At 56.0% G+C, this 14820-nt stretch carries 15 protein-coding genes and 1 tRNA gene; 8 read left to right on the forward strand and 8 right to left on the reverse strand.

Going from position 1 to position 14820, the window contains the following annotated elements:
* The first annotated feature begins 10 nt into the window (after positions 1-10).
* Positions 11-604 (forward strand): putative deoxyribonucleotide triphosphate pyrophosphatase, encoded by a 594-nt coding sequence (locus KPHS_44580; RefSeq protein YP_005228758.1) that lies wholly within the window; start codon positions 11-13, stop codon positions 602-604.
* The gene (locus KPHS_44590) at positions 597-1733 is read left to right on the forward strand and encodes a coproporphyrinogen III oxidase (RefSeq protein ID YP_005228759.1); all 1137 of its coding nucleotides are present in this window, start codon (positions 597-599) and stop codon (positions 1731-1733) included. The genes KPHS_44580 and KPHS_44590 overlap by 8 nt, the downstream gene beginning before the upstream one ends.
* Positions 1734-1773: 40 nt before the next feature.
* Here the strand turns inward: KPHS_44590 and KPHS_44600 are convergent, their stop codons facing one another.
* Genes KPHS_44600 through KPHS_44620 form a run of 3 tightly spaced genes read right to left on the reverse strand, consistent with a single transcriptional unit; the run spans position 1774 to position 3589 of the window.
* Positions 1774-2493 (reverse strand): DUF2884 domain-containing protein, encoded by a 720-nt coding sequence (locus tag KPHS_44600; RefSeq protein ID YP_005228760.1) that lies wholly within the window; start codon positions 2491-2493, stop codon positions 1774-1776.
* A gap of 50 nt (positions 2494-2543) precedes the next feature.
* Positions 2544-2870 carry a YggL family protein gene (locus KPHS_44610; protein ID YP_005228761.1) on the reverse strand — a complete coding sequence of 109 codons (327 nt, stop codon included), beginning with the start codon at positions 2868-2870 and terminating at the stop codon, positions 2544-2546.
* Entirely contained in the window at positions 2870-3589 is a 720-nt protein-coding gene (locus KPHS_44620; protein YP_005228762.1) for a tRNA (guanine-N(7))-methyltransferase, read from the reverse strand. Before KPHS_44620 ends, KPHS_44610 begins: the two co-directional genes overlap by 1 nt.
* Positions 3590-3725: 136 nt before the next feature.
* Between KPHS_44620 and KPHS_44630 the strand changes: the two genes are divergently transcribed.
* Positions 3726-4784 (forward strand): adenine DNA glycosylase, encoded by a 1059-nt coding sequence (locus tag KPHS_44630; RefSeq protein YP_005228763.1) that lies wholly within the window; start codon positions 3726-3728, stop codon positions 4782-4784.
* A 28-nt stretch (positions 4785-4812) separates the two neighbouring features.
* The gene (locus KPHS_44640; RefSeq protein YP_005228764.1) at positions 4813-5088 is read left to right on the forward strand and encodes an oxidative damage protection protein; all 276 of its coding nucleotides are present in this window, start codon (positions 4813-4815) and stop codon (positions 5086-5088) included.
* 61 nt (positions 5089-5149) lie between these two features.
* Here the strand turns inward: KPHS_44640 and KPHS_44660 are convergent, their stop codons facing one another.
* Positions 5150-5278: a hypothetical protein gene (locus KPHS_44660; RefSeq protein ID YP_005228765.1), complete on the reverse strand. Its 129-nt coding sequence runs from the start codon at positions 5276-5278 to the stop codon at positions 5150-5152.
* Between KPHS_44660 and KPHS_44650 the strand changes: the two genes are divergently transcribed.
* Both KPHS_44650 and KPHS_44670 read left to right on the forward strand, forming a co-directional pair.
* A complete protein-coding gene (locus KPHS_44650) occupies positions 5261-6220 on the forward strand; it encodes a murein transglycosylase C (RefSeq protein ID YP_005228766.1) in 960 nt (319 codons plus the stop codon). The two genes, KPHS_44660 and KPHS_44650, sit on opposite strands and share 18 nt — an antisense overlap.
* A 191-nt stretch (positions 6221-6411) precedes the next feature.
* Positions 6412-7665 carry a nucleoside permease NupG gene (locus KPHS_44670; RefSeq protein ID YP_005228767.1) on the forward strand — a complete coding sequence of 418 codons (1254 nt, stop codon included), beginning with the start codon at positions 6412-6414 and terminating at the stop codon, positions 7663-7665.
* Between the two features lie 43 nt (positions 7666-7708).
* Here KPHS_44670 and KPHS_44680 read toward each other — a convergent pair whose 3' ends face one another.
* Positions 7709-9847 (reverse strand): ornithine decarboxylase, encoded by a 2139-nt coding sequence (locus KPHS_44680; protein YP_005228768.1) that lies wholly within the window; start codon positions 9845-9847, stop codon positions 7709-7711.
* Positions 9848-10266: 419 nt separating this feature from the next.
* Here KPHS_44680 and KPHS_44690 point away from each other — a divergent pair, with 419 nt between their 5' ends.
* Positions 10267-10980, forward strand: a complete 714-nt coding sequence (locus KPHS_44690; protein YP_005228769.1) for a putative transport protein — start codon at positions 10267-10269, stop codon at positions 10978-10980.
* A 105-nt stretch (positions 10981-11085) separates the two neighbouring features.
* Positions 11086-11161 (forward strand) — tRNA-Phe (locus tag KPHS_t00540).
* 217 nt (positions 11162-11378) lie between these two features.
* Here KPHS_t00540 and KPHS_44700 read toward each other — a convergent pair.
* The 3 genes from KPHS_44700 to KPHS_44720 form a co-directional block, all read right to left on the reverse strand.
* Complete coding sequence (locus KPHS_44700) at positions 11379-12179, reverse strand: Phage integrase (RefSeq protein YP_005228770.1); 801 nt, start codon at positions 12177-12179, stop codon at positions 11379-11381.
* A gap of 163 nt (positions 12180-12342) precedes the next feature.
* Positions 12343-13632 carry a TraI domain-containing protein gene (locus KPHS_44710; protein YP_005228771.1) on the reverse strand — a complete coding sequence of 430 codons (1290 nt, stop codon included), beginning with the start codon at positions 13630-13632 and terminating at the stop codon, positions 12343-12345.
* A 134-nt stretch (positions 13633-13766) separates the two neighbouring features.
* The gene (locus tag KPHS_44720; RefSeq protein YP_005228772.1) at positions 13767-14747 is read right to left on the reverse strand and encodes an antirestriction protein; all 981 of its coding nucleotides are present in this window, start codon (positions 14745-14747) and stop codon (positions 13767-13769) included.
* Between the last annotated feature and the right edge of the window lie 73 nt (positions 14748-14820).

A 14820-nucleotide genomic window follows, 5' to 3' on the forward strand; every position in this document is an offset into this window, starting at 1 on the left:
AGGATTCATCATGCAAAAAGTCGTCCTCGCTACCGGCAACGCCGGCAAAGTGCGCGAACTGGCCTCGCTGCTGGAAGATTTTGGTCTCGATATCGTCGCTCAGACCGAGCTGGGCGTGGACTCTGCGGAAGAGACCGGCCTGACCTTCATTGAAAACGCGATTCTGAAAGCGCGCCACGCGGCGCAGATCACCGGCCTGCCGGCCATCGCCGACGATTCCGGTCTGGCCGTCGATGCTCTTGGCGGCGCGCCGGGTATTTACTCCGCACGCTATTCCGGCGTCGATGCCAGCGACCAGCAGAATCTTGAGAAGCTGCTCGACGCGTTAAAGGACGTGCCGGACGACCAGCGTCAGGCCCAGTTCCACTGCGTGCTGGTCTATCTGCGCCATGCCGAGGATCCCACGCCGCTGGTGTGCCACGGCAGCTGGCCTGGGGTAATCACCCGACAAGCCGCCGGTCATGGCGGCTTCGGTTACGACCCGATCTTCTTCGTCCCGTCAGAAGGGAAAACCGCGGCCGAACTGAGCCGTGAAGAAAAGAGCGCCATTTCCCATCGCGGGCAGGCGCTGAAACTGTTACTGGAAGCATTACGTAATGGCTAATTTGCCGCCGCTGAGTCTCTATATCCATATTCCCTGGTGCGTGCAGAAATGCCCGTACTGTGATTTTAATTCGCATGCGCTGAAAGGCGAGGTGCCGCATGATGACTACGTCCAGCATCTGCTGAACGATCTGCAGGCTGATGCGCAATATGCCCAGGGACGGGAAATAGGCACTATTTTTATCGGCGGCGGAACGCCGAGCCTGCTGTCCGGCCCGGCCATGCAAACCCTGCTGGATGGCGTCCGCGCCTGCCTGCCGCTGGCCGCCGGGGCGGAAATCACCATGGAAGCCAACCCGGGTACCGTGGAGGCCGATCGCTTCGTTGATTATCAGCGCGCCGGGGTGAACCGCATCTCCATCGGCGTACAAAGCTTTAGCGAACCGAAGCTGCAGCGCCTGGGGCGGATCCACGGCCCGGAGGAGGCCAAGCGCGCAGCACGTCTCGCCAGCGGCCTCGGCTTGCGCAGCTTCAACCTCGACCTGATGCACGGTCTGCCGGACCAGTCGCTGGAGGAGGCGCTGGACGATCTGCGTCAGGCGATTGCCCTCAACCCGCCGCACCTGTCGTGGTACCAGCTGACCATTGAGCCGAACACCTTGTTCGGCTCCCGGCCGCCGGTGCTGCCGGATGACGACGCGCTATGGGATATTTTCGAGCAGGGGCATCAGCTGCTGAGCGCCGCCGGCTATCAGCAGTACGAGACGTCCGCCTATGCTAAGCCAGGCTTCCAGTGTCAGCATAATCTCAACTACTGGCGCTTTGGCGACTACCTCGGCATCGGCTGCGGCGCGCACGGCAAGATCACCTTCCCTGACGGACGCATTCTGCGAACCGCCAAAACCCGCCACCCGCGCGGGTATATGGAAGGCCGTTACCTTGAGCGTCAGCATGATGTGGAAGAAGCGGATAAACCGTTTGAGTTCTTTATGAACCGTTTTCGCCTGCTGGAGGCCGCGCCGCGCGCTGAATTTAGCCGCTATACCGGACTTGAGGAAGCGGCGATCCGCCCGCAGCTGGACGCGGCGATAGCCCAGGGCTACCTGCAGGAAGACGAGCAGAACTGGCAGATTACCGAGCACGGTAAGCTGTTCCTGAATTCCCTGCTTGAGTTGTTTCTGAACGAGTAAACGCAGCGGCGGTCCTGCCGGGAAGCGGACCGCCATGGCATTATTTCAGCGAGCCAACCAGCGCTTTGCGGCTGTCCTCCAGCGATACCACCCGGCTGCAGACGTCCTTACCAAACTGCTGGAAATCGGCCTCCTGGTTTTTCCATTCCTCCTGAATCGCCGTTTGCAGGCCGCCGAGGCTGCCAAGAATGCCCTGTAACGGATTACCGCCGCCTTTGAGCACCGCTTTGGCGCCCATCTCGTTAATGCTGTCCTGCAGAATGCCGCCCATCGCCTGATTCACCAGCTGCTGGCCATCGGCGCGTACCTGGTCGATGGCTTTATAGTGGAAGGTCAGGCCATCGCTGCGGCGCTCAATTATGCGGTTCATCTGTTCTTTCAGCTGCGCGTCCAGTTTGGTCAGGCGACCGTGCATGCTGCTGTTGGCGCCAACCTGTTCGGTAATGATTTTATCCAGCGCCTTGCGGCTTTTTTCGACTCGCGAACGCGCGCCTTCGTCAATCCACGGCAGGCTGCTGCGCAGGCTGGCCTGATAATCCTGCGCCTGTTCGCGCTGGGCGGCGCTGAGCGCATAGGCCTTGCCGTTAAAGGTCAGATTGCCGTCCGGCTTTATCACCAGATCGCCGTTTTCCCCTTTCACCTGCACCTGCTGCGGGCTGAGGATCACATCGTCACGCGGCGTGACGCTACACTGGTAGTCCGCATGGGCAGACAAAGCGGTGACGGAGAGCGCCACCGCCAGCAGCGTTTTACGCATCATAAAACTCCCTTAAGACAAAACGGGCCGGCAATTGCCGACCCTTGTCAAACTTAGTCCCACCAGACGTCAAAAAGTTCGCTGGTGCGCACATCCTCTAACTTACGCGCTTCCAGCCATTTGCGTACGATAGCCTGATGCTCTTCAGTGCACTTACCAATCTCCTGCATGCAGATGAGCCCTTCCCAGGAGAGATAACCGCTGCCGTCGAAGGCCAGCTTGTTCGGCTCTATCACCTCTTCGATCAGATCGTTGACCGTCTGGTCGATCTGCTCTTCGCTGGTCCCTTCCGGGAAACGCCAGGCGACGGAGAAGCCTAACTCCTGAAACTCATCGATATGCATTTTTTTACGCAGACGACGGCTACGATTCTTGGCCATTATTTCACCCTCTCGAACATTAAGTCCCATACGCCGTGGCCGAGACGATGGCCACGCTGTTCAAATTTGGTTACCGGGCGCGATTCCGGGCGCGGTACGTAATCGTTGCTTGCCGACTGGTTACGATAGCCTTCCAGCGAGGACATGACTTCCAGCATATGCACGGCATAGGCTTCCCAGTCGGTCGCCATATGGAAGACGCCGCCGAGCTTCAACTTGCTTTTCACCAGCTCAGCGAAAGGCGGCTGCACGATACGACGTTTATTATGACGCGCTTTATGCCACGGATCAGGGAAAAACAGTTGCACCATATTCAGCGAGTTATCCGGGATCATGGTATGCAGCACTTCCACCGCATCGTGACACATTACGCGCAGGTTTTGTACGCCTTCTTCTTCCGCAGAAGCCAGACAAGCGCCAACGCCCGGGGAGTGTACTTCAATGCCGAGGAAATTCTGTTCCGGTTTGGCTTTCGCCATCGCCACCAGCGAGGCGCCCATCCCGAAGCCAATTTCTAAGGTGACCGGCGCGTCACGGCCAAACAGGGCGGCGAAATCGAGCGGCGCATCGTTGAATTCAACGCCCATCACCGGCCAAATGTTATCCAGCGCATGCTGCTGCCCTTTCGTCAGGCGGCCCTGGCGACGGACGAAGCTACGAATCCGGCGCAGCGGGCGACCGTTTTCATCGAATTCCGGAGAGATGACGTCGTTTTTCATAAAAGTTTGGTCTGCTTGTGAATGTGTTCGGAAAACGGGCATTATCCAAAGTTACCCGGCGGATGCAAGGGTTTACAGCCACTCGCCCTTATGCTGCAATCTGCCCCCCTGTAATCGCGATCCCGGAGCCGTAGCTTTGACTTTTCTCGCCACGCAATTTTCAGCCCAGGTTCTGGACTGGTACGACAAATACGGGCGTAAAACCCTGCCCTGGCAAATCGCCAAGACGCCCTACAAAGTATGGCTCTCCGAAGTGATGTTGCAACAAACCCAGGTGACCACGGTAATCCCCTATTTTGAACGCTTTATGGCGCGTTTCCCCACGGTGGTGGATCTCGCCAACGCGCCGCTGGATGAAGTGCTGCATCTGTGGACCGGTCTGGGCTACTATGCCCGGGCGCGCAACTTACATAAAGCCGCGCAGCAAGTCGCCACACTGCACGGCGGCGAATTCCCCCGGACCTTTGACGAAGTGGCGGCGCTGCCCGGCGTCGGGCGCTCAACGGCGGGGGCGATTTTATCCCTTTCGCTCGGTCAGCATTATCCGATTCTCGACGGCAACGTGAAGCGCGTGCTCGCCCGCTGCTATGCTGTCAGCGGCTGGCCGGGGAAAAAAGAGGTGGAAAAACGGCTGTGGGACATCAGCGAAGAGGTCACCCCGGCAGAGGGCGTCGAGCGCTTCAACCAGGCGATGATGGATCTCGGGGCAATGGTTTGCACCCGCTCGAAGCCGAAGTGCGAGCTGTGTCCGCTGAGCAACGGCTGCGTGGCCTACGCGAACCATTCATGGGCGGAATATCCGGGCAAAAAACCGAAGCAGACCCTCCCGGAACGCACCGGCTACTTCCTGCTGATGCAGCACGGCGACGAGGTGTTTCTTTCCCAGCGTCCGCCGGTGGGTCTGTGGGGCGGGTTGTTCTGTTTTCCGCAGTTTGCAGACGAAGCGGAGCTACGCGAGTGGCTGGCGCAGCGCCAGATAAAGGCCGATAATCTGACGCAATTAACCGCTTTTCGCCACACTTTCAGCCATTTCCACCTGGATATTGTGCCGATGTGGCTTACAGTGCACTCATCTGGCGCATGCATGGATGAAGGCAACGCACTCTGGTATAACTTAGCGCAGCCGCCGTCGGTCGGTCTGGCGGCCCCCGTGGAGCGCTTGTTGCAACAGCTAAAAGCCGGAGCGCCGGTATAAATTTTTCGGCTATCAAAGAGGATTAATTATGAGCAGAACCATTTTTTGTACCTTCCTGCAGCGTGAAGCGGACGGCCAGGATTTCCAGCTGTATCCGGGCGAGCTCGGAAAGCGTATTTACAACGAAATCTCCAAAGAAGCCTGGGCGCAGTGGCAGCACAAGCAGACCATGCTGATCAACGAGAAAAAGCTCAGCATGATGAACCCGGAGCACCGCAAACTGCTTGAGCAGGAGATGGTGCAGTTCCTGTTTGAAGGGAAAGACGTGCACATCGAAGGCTACACGCCGCCGGAAAAACAGTAAGGGCCCTGCGGCCTTTAAAAAAACAAACACAACACGCACGCCCGGAATGATGAAAAAATACTTAGCGCTCGCGCTGATTGCGCCGTTGCTCGTTTCGTGTTCCAGCTCCAATAAAAAAGGCGCCGAATACAACGAGGCCTGGGTCAAGGACACGAACGGATTCGATATTTTGATGGGCCAGTTCGCCCACAACATCGAGAACATTTGGGGGTACAACGAAGTCCTGCTCGCCGGGCCAAAGGACTACGTCAAGTACACCGACCAGTATCAAACCCGCAGCCACATCAACTTCGATGAAGGGACGATCACCGTCGAGACCATTGCCGGCACCGACCCTCGCGGACGACTGCGCCAGGCTATCGTCAAAACCCTGTTGATGGGCGATGACCCCAACTCCATTGACCTCTATTCCGATGTCGATGACATCCAGATCTCCAAAGAGCCGTTCCTCTATGGCCAGGTGGTGGATAACACCGGGGCGTCGATTCGCTGGGAGTGGCGCGCCGCGCGCTTTGCCGACTATCTGCTGCAAACCCGTCTGAAGAGCCGCAACAACGGCCTGCGCGTGGTCTACAGCATCACCATTAACCTGGTGCCGAACCACCTCGACAAACGTGCGCATAAATACCTCGGCATGGTGCGTCAGGCCTCGCGTAAGTATGGGGTTGATGAGTCGCTGATCCTCGCGATTATGCAGACCGAATCCTCCTTTAACCCCTATGCGGTCAGCCATGCCGACGCCATGGGGCTGATGCAGGTGGTCCAGCACAGCGCCGGCAGAGACGTCTTCCGCTCCCAGGGTAAATCCGGCCTGCCAAGCCGCAGCTATCTGTTTGACCCGGCGAATAACATCGACACCGGTACCGCCTACCTGGCGATGCTGAACAATGTTTACCTCGCCGGCATCGATAACCCCACCTCGCGTCGCTACGCGGTGATCACTGCCTATAACGGCGGCGCCGGCAGCGTACTGCGGGTCTTCTCCAGCGATAAAGTGCAGGCGGCCAATATTATCAACAGCATGGCGCCAGGGGACGTCTACCAGACGCTGACCACCCGCCATCCGTCGGCGGAATCGCGCCGCTATCTGTACAAAGTTAATACGGCGCAGAAAAGCTACCGCCGTAAATAGCCCTCCTCCCGACTCCGGCCTCAGCCCCGCGCTGAGGCCGCGCTTATTCTCCGCCATACTCTGTAATATCTTTCGGTTTTCTGCGGCAGTTAACAGAAGCATTAAGCTAGTGAATGATAGAATCGCATCAAAATAACGGGATTAATGTTATTTTAAAAACATAACAAGCCCACATTCGTGAGGATAACTACATGAATCTTAAGCTGCAGCTCAAAATACTGTCGTTCCTGCAGTTCTGCCTTTGGGGGAGCTGGCTCACCACGCTTGGCTCGTACATGTTTGTCACGCTGAAGTTTGACGGCGCGGCAATCGGCGCAGTGTATAGCTCGCTCGGTATCGCCGCGGTGTTGATGCCGACGCTGCTCGGCATCGTCGCCGATAAGTGGATCAGCGCCAAATGGGTATACGCCATCTGCCACCTGGTCGGCGCGTTAACGCTGTACCTCGCGGCGCAGGTCACCACGCCGGGCGAGATGTTCCTCGTGATCCTGCTTAACTCGCTGGCCTACATGCCGACGCTTGGCTTGATCAATACCATCTCCTACTACCGCCTGCAGTCGGCGGGGCTGGATATTGTCACCGATTTCCCGCCAATTCGTATCTGGGGCACCATCGGCTTTATCCTCGCCATGTGGGGCGTGAGCTTCTCCGGCTTTGAACTGAGCCATATGCAGCTGTACATTGGCGCGACGCTGTCGGTCCTGCTGACTCTGTTCACCCTGACGCTGCCGCATATTCCGGTCGCCAACGCCCAGCGCAATCAAAGCTGGGCGGAGATGCTCGGCCTGAACGCTTTTGCGCTGTTTAAAAACAAGCGTATGGCTATCTTCTTTATCTTCTCGATGATGCTCGGCGCCGAGCTGCAAATCACTAACATGTTCGGTAACACCTTCCTGCACAGCTTCGATAAAGATCCGCTGTTTGCCGGCAGCTTTATCGTCGAGCACGCGTCAGTGCTGATGTCGATTTCGCAGATTTCCGAAACGCTGTTTATCCTGACCATCCCATTCTTCCTTAGCCGCTACGGCATTAAGAATGTGATGCTTATCAGTATTGTGGCGTGGATGCTGCGCTTCGGCCTGTTCGCCTTTGGCGACCCGACGCCGTTCGGCACTGTACTGCTGGTGCTGTCGATGATCGTCTACGGCTGCGCCTTCGACTTCTTTAACATCTCCGGTTCGGTGTTCGTTGAGAAAGAGGTGCGCCCGGAAATCCGCGCCAGCGCTCAGGGGATGTTCCTGATGATGACCAACGGCTTCGGCTGTATTCTCGGCGGGATGGTGAGCGGCAAAGTCGTCGAACACTTTACCGTCGAGGGGATCACTGACTGGCAGAGCGTGTGGCTGATTTTCGCCGGCTATTCGCTGGTGCTGGCCTTTGCCTTCGTGGCGCTGTTCAAATACAAACACGTCAGACAACCGACCGCCGCCCAGCAGAGCGTGTGATCGGCAAAAGTAAAACGCCCCGCCTGTTCGGCGGGGCGTTTTTTTATCCCTTCAGCACGTAGCCATACAGCCGCTTAATGCCGTCCGGATCCGTCTCGCTGTAAACCCCCTGCAGCTCCGGCGAGAAGCCAGGCAGCATATTGACCCCCTCTTCCAGCGCGAGGAAATAGCGCAGCACGGCGCCGCCCCAGACCTCGCCGGGCACCACGCACAGCACGCCCGGCGGATACGGCAGCGCCCCCTCCGCCGCGACGCGGCCTTCCGCCTCGCTCAGACGCACCAGCTCAACGTTGCCGCGAATAAACTCGTGGTTGGCATCCTGGGGATTCATCACCACCCTTGGGAAGCTCCGTTTACGGAACATCTCTTTTTGCAGGCTCTTCACGTCAAAGCTAACGTACAGATCGTGCATCTCCTGGCACAGCTCGCGCAGGGTATAGTCGCGATAACGCACCGGATATTTGTTATAGATGGTCGGCAACACATCGGCCAGCGGCGTATCCGCTTCAATATGCTGTTCAAACTGCCCGAGCATCGCTACCAGCTGCGCCATTTTTTCGGCACTTTCCGCCGGCGTCAGCAGGAACAGAATCGAGTTGAGATCGCACTTCTCCGGCACGATGCCGTTTTCACGCAGATAATGCGCCAGAATAGTCGCCGGAATGCCGAACTCACTGTACTCCCCACTCTCCGCGTCGATGCCCGGGGTGGTCAGCAGCAGCTTGCACGGGTCGACAAAATACTGGTCGTCCGCGTAGCCTTCAAAACCATGCCAGCGCGCGTCGGGTTCGAAGCTGAAGAAGCGGCGCTCCCGGGCGATCGCCTCGGTCGGGTGATCCTGCCACGGGCGCCCCGCCACCGTCGGCGGAATAAAGGGCTGGATCATCTTGCAGTTAGCGATGATCGCTTTGCGCGCCTCGATGCCCAGCGCCACACACTCGGCCCACAGGCGGCGGCCGCTCTCACCTTCATGAATTTTGGCGTTGACGTCCAGCGCGGCAAACAGCGGATAGAACGGGCTGGTGGAGGCATGCAGCATAAAGGCGTTATTCAGCCGCTTGTGCGGACAGAAACGCGCCTGGCCGCGCAGATGGTTATCCTTTTTATGGATCTGCGACGTCTGTGAGAAGCCGGCCTGCTGCTTGTGCACGGACTGGGTGACAAAAATACCCGGATCGTCGGGGGTCAGCTCCAGCAGCAGCGGCGAGCAGTCGGCCATCATTGGGATAAACTGCTCATAGCCCACCCACGCCGAGTCGAACAGGATGTAATCGCAGAGGTGGCCGATCTTATCCACCACCTGGCGGGCGTTATAGACCGTGCCGTCGTAGGTCCCCAGCTGGATCACCGCCAGACGAAACGGGCGGGAGGCATTGGCTTTCTCAGGCGCCGCTTCGCGGATGAGATCCCGCAGGTAATGCTCATCAAAGCAGCGCTCGTCAATGCCGCCGATAAAGCCGAACGGATTGCGCGCGGCTTCCAGGTAAACAGGCGTCGCCCCCGCCTGGATCAGCGCCCCGTGATGGTTTGACTTGTGGTTGTTGCGATCGAACAGCACCAGATCGCCGCGGGTCAACAGCGCGTTGGTCACGACTTTGTTGGCCGCCGAGGTGCCGTTGAGGACGAAGTAGGTTTTATCCGCGTTGAACACCTTCGCAGCGAACTTCTGCGCGTGCTTGGCCGATCCTTCGTGGATCAGCAGATCGCCTAATTTCACATCGGCGTTGCACATGTCGGCGCGAAAGACATTTTCGCCAAAAAAGTCATAGAACTGACGGCCTGCAGGGTGCTTTTTGAAAAACGCCCCGTGCTGATGCCCCGGACAGGCAAAGGTGCTGTTATCCATCTCGACGTACTGGGTCAGGGTATTGAAAAACGGCGGCAGTAGACGCGCTTCATAATCACAGGCCGCCGCCTCCAGCTCCAGCCACTCCTGATCTTTACCGGCGATCACCGCCTGCACCCCCTCCGGCTTGTCGACCGCCGTCTCACTCAGCAGGTAGACCGGCAGGTTAAATCCGCTACGCCTGAGGAGAGTAAGGATGCCGCTGCGACTGTCGGCCACGGAGATGACGACTGCCGCCACATCGGTAAAATCGGTACTGTCCAGCGCCACAACGCGACGGTGGGTGGACAAGCGGGTGACCAGCTCGCAGCTGGCGGCAATGTGCATGGATTTCATAAGCGCAAATGCCCGTATCGGGAGTGTAAAAATCTCAGACAAGGGAGACCTTGCCCAACGATGTGTCCGGGTCTGACGGATTCAGCTCCGACCGCCGGACATCAGTAAAAGCAGACGCGTCCGATCTTACTGTTGCCCTACAGTGAGCATACGTGTCCTTCACCGCATGGTGAACAGAGGGGTAAGCGTAGCAAGATGAGGCAGCCCGCGCATCTGGGCGCGGCGTCGCTGGCGAGATAATGGCTGTGTCGTCATCGGCGGCCTCATATCAGGGAGGAGAAAATTCGCGCAATCATGGCACCTTTCCCGAACAGGCGCAAGATGAAAACCGTATGCACTTATATCACGGATACACAAGCTTTCCCGGTAAGTTAACGCCATAATAATGCGGTTATCAGGGATTTTTAACAGGAGTCAGCGTGGTTACAGGACCTTTTATTAACGCCAGCGCGGTGCTGGTCGGCGGTGTGCTGGGCGCCTTACTCAGCCAACGGTTGCCGGAACGGATCCGCACCGCAATGACCTCTATTTTTGGCCTGGCGTCATTGGGCATCGGCATTTTACTGGTCATTAAGTGCGCCAATCTGCCGGTGATGGTGCTGTCGACCCTGGTAGGGACGCTGCTCGGCGAAATATGCAATATGGAAAAAGGCATCAATACGCTGGTCAGTAAACTCCAGCAGTTGATGTCAGCGAAAGGCAAGAAAAAGGCTTCGGCTCATGAGTCTTATATTCAGAGCTATGTGGCGATTATCGTCCTGTTCTGCGCCAGCGGCACCGGCGTCTTCGGCGCCATGCGCGAAGGGATGACCGGCGACGCCAGCATTCTGATTGCCAAAGCGTTTCTCGACTTTTTCACCGCCACCATCTTCGCCTGCACCCTGGGCATTGCCGTCGCCGCCATCAGCGTACCGATGCTGCTTATCCAGCTGACTCTTGCAGCCTGCGCGGCGATCATTATGCCGCTTACCACGCCGATGATGCTGGCGGATTTCAGCGCCGTCGGCGGCATGCTGCTGGTGGCCACCGGGCTGCGCATCTGCGGGATAAAAATGTTTGCCGTAGTGAATATGCTGCCTGCGCTGGTGCTGGCGATGCCGATTTCCGCGGCCTGGACGCTGTTTTTTGCCTGAAAACGCGTGCTTTTAGCGCAATGTGGTGATAGATTGTTCAGTCTGCTGCAAAACAGATAAATTTCGTTGACGAGGCGCGGCGATTACGGTTTAATGCGCCCCGTTGCCCGGATAGCTCAGTCGGTAGAGCAGGGGATTGAAAATCCCCGTGTCCTTGGTTCGATTCCGAGTCCGGGCACCACTTACACAGTACCGTTCGGCTAGCTTCATGTGTACAAGGCATGAAATAGCGGGGCGAAATCAGATGTGAGGACAGAGTTTAGACAGCGATGAATGTCATCACCTGTTGAACTTGATTGTTCCACTCTGTGCGAAACCCTATTCAGCCCACCTGAATAGGGTTTTTCGCTTTAGGCGATGTTACAGTTTTTAGTGAAACTGTCAATATGCGCCATTTTTCACCATCTTAACTCCTGCTCCAGCGTCGCCTTCAGGCTTTCGATATTCACCTCCACATATTCCAGCGTTGACGCCAGACTAACGTGCCCCAGCAAGGTTTTCACCGTTTGCAGATTACGTTCCGGCGTACGCATCAGCTTTGTCGCGATGGTATGACGGAAACGATGAGGGCTAACCAGAAAACCACACTCCCGGGACAACCGACGGAAAAAGGACCGTAGAGGAACTTTCGTCATACCATCCTGATAATTTGCCTTTCTCCTGAAATCAAACCAGGCGATGTTAAATAGCTGCTCATGTGGCATTGCCCCCGCTTTTGTCACCTGACTGACCAACTCCTCAAGCGATGGACGCAGGGCGGAGATAATCGGCACCTGATGTTCACGGTGATTTTTAGCCCCCTCAAGCCGTAAGTGAATGCAGTGCGAATCAAAATCGACATCGCTAATTCTGATATGTAAGAACTGATTCTGGCGTATGGCCGTATAGCGCAAGATATCCAGCACGGCAGTCCAGAACCATGCTGGAGCCAATGCATTACGATAACGATCGCCGGATTGCTCCCTTCCCCTCTGCTGCTGCATAACCCGATAGACCGTTTCAAGCTGACTGTCAGAAAGTGTTTTTTTACGTTTAACGCCCGGGCAAGCCACAACGCCATTAAACGGGTTCTCTTCCTGGAATAGTTTTTTCTTGATAGCAAAGTTGAACAACGCACGCATATGGGCAACCTTGTTATTCCAGGTACGAACCTTCAGCCCCTGCACTTTTAATACTTCTTCTTTCCACCTCAGCACCAAATCGGCACTGACCTCCCCAGGTAATACTTTCGCAAACTTCGTAAACGTTCTTACTACCTTGCAATAACTCCACTGCGTGTCAGGCCGTAATGTTTTAGCGTAAAAATACTTCTCCAGAAGAACTTCAAATGTTAACAATTCATCCATAGTCAATTTCGTCCCATTAGTTCAAAGAGCTAACTTCTAATAACGGGGTATCTGCTGGCACTGTTGCTGCGCCATAAATTTCTTTCGCAGGTACAAGATAGCCGTGATAAACCTTCTGGCTCTCCCTATTACGGCACTGGTATACATTTGCTCCCCCGCGCTGCCGCCTGTGCAGATTTATTTTTTCAAACTGGCGCTGAACATCACGCCAGTTGTCTATTTTTAATGGTCGCAGTGCCTCCCTCTGTTCCGCCATAAACCTATGAAAAATTGACGGAGTTTTCAGGAATACAGCCCCCGCGATCACATATACGTGACCATCCGGCTCATTGGCTATCGTTTTTTTCTGCTGTATAGATTGTCTGAGCCAGTCAATAAACAACTCACCAGCAGGATGAAAGCGGCACAATGCCGGTTCAGAAGAAAGATCGGCTCCTTCCACATTCTCCATAAAAGACGGTAAATCATCGGGAATATTTTCAACATATTCACAGGGCGGCGGTGCCTGTTGTAAGAAAGTGGCGTAATCGTCAAAAGCTGAATCAGGACAAGCTTCTGGCAACGCGGATGGTGTGACTGGCGGCGTTTTATCGCTGCCCTCCCCGGCTTGTAAAACTATTGCCCCTACTACGCCTGATTGCGCCCGATACCCGGCAAGAAACATCGAAAGCGCCTTTAACGCGTCGGGCCATCGAATCAGCCAACGCAGCCCCTCTTCCGGCAGCAGCCTGAAAGCCAGCATGGCGCTGTGGCCATATACCTTTTCCGGCTGAGTTTCTGGCACAAAGCGGAAGCGGTAGGGTTTATCCAGAACGCCTGCAACCGGCGACCAGACCTGCCCGTTCTCCTGTTCAACGTGGAGATGCGCCAAATTGTCCAACACGCTAAACATGGTCGCCCAGACAATAACCGCAGACCACGCAGCCCCCTGCGTCGCCTGATCTTCAGGGTCAGCACCCGGCGGCAACATGTAGCTTTTTGACAGTTTCACCGCGTTTGCCAGCGTTTTAAGAAAACAATCGACCATCCCACCGGGGTACGCATACGCCCCCTGCTCCGCTACCGGAAACTGCTGCATTAGTAGTACACACTGCTCCAGAGGAGTCAGGTAATACTGCTGATACAGGTTTCTGGGCAGAGAAGAGTAATCCCACAGCGTTTGCAGATATTGCTGACGTAGAGGTGTGCCCAACAACTCCTCTACGCTGGCCGGAGCAAAATAACCCGCAGGCACAGGTGAACGGTTATCGGATAAGGGTTCCGGCGGATGCGCCTTGTCACGCCAGAAAAATAGAGTATTGAGCATAAATACCGCCGATGGCTGAAATGAAAAGCTGCCACTCTATTTCTCCGCCCATAAACAACAACAAACAACTCTGTTTAGGTTCCTAATAATTTCCAAATCCCATAAAAAATGCTCCCGAAGGAGCATTTAGCGCATCAGGCCACTGAACGGCGCACATCCTGAGCAAGGTTAAGTAAAAATTCACAGGCCTCGCGCGCCTGACGGCTGGCCCGGAAAATAGCGTGTTTGTCCTCTTTCAGCGTCTTCAGCCATGAGGCAAAGTAGCTTTCATGTTGCACCTCACCATAAACGCCCAGTTCGGCACAGAGAAAAGCGCTACCCAGCTCTGCGATAAGCTCTTCAAACGCATAAATCGGATCGCCAAACCGACTCAATGAAGACGTGATGCCCTCGCGGTTTAGCCGTTTGGCATGGCCGCTGGCGTGAACCAGCTCATGCAACAATGTCGCCCAATAATCAGCATCAGAAAAAAACTGACCGACTGCTGGTAATACAATCTCATCGGTGGATGGACGGTAAAATGCCCGGTTCTGGCTAAACGATGTAGCCTTTACGCCGGAGGCATTCAGCATATCAAGAATGCGATTAAACACCGGCGTACTGACGGTATCCACATCCTCCTGCGACAAAGGAACGGCAGTCACCCCAACGACGGATTCTGGTAAACTATCGCACTGTTCAACGTTGAACAGGTACAGCGATTTAGCCATAACCCGGGATTCCATAACCGGTTTGCCATCGGCGTCAAACAGCTTACTGCCGCTTTTATCTTCCGCCTGCTTTTCAAACGGTTTGAAGATAACGCCGAGACTGCTGCTTTCACCTTTACGAACCTGCCCACCGACTGCCTGCGCCTGCTTATAGGTGAGCCAGCGATTGGAACGGTAGCCCTTCTCTTCCGCTGCCAGCCACAACAGCATGATATTAACGCCGTTGTAGTGACCCCCCGTCGCGGCATTAACCGGAAACGGGCTGGAGGCATATTTCTCCACCGAGCGCCACGGCTTGCGCCAGGGCGGTACGCCTTTTTCCAGCGCGGCAACAATGCGATCGGTCACCTGTTGGTACAGGTCTGTACGCTCAACGCGTTGAGAACGAGAGGTCGATTTCTTCATGGGAAACTCCTTTTAAAAAGGCGTATCCCACTCCCTATGGGCGCAGAAATACGCCCCACAGGGATTGATGAAT

The sequence above is a fragment of the Klebsiella pneumoniae subsp. pneumoniae HS11286 genome, assembly GCF_000240185.1.
GTDB lineage: Bacteria > Pseudomonadota > Gammaproteobacteria > Enterobacterales > Enterobacteriaceae > Klebsiella > Klebsiella pneumoniae.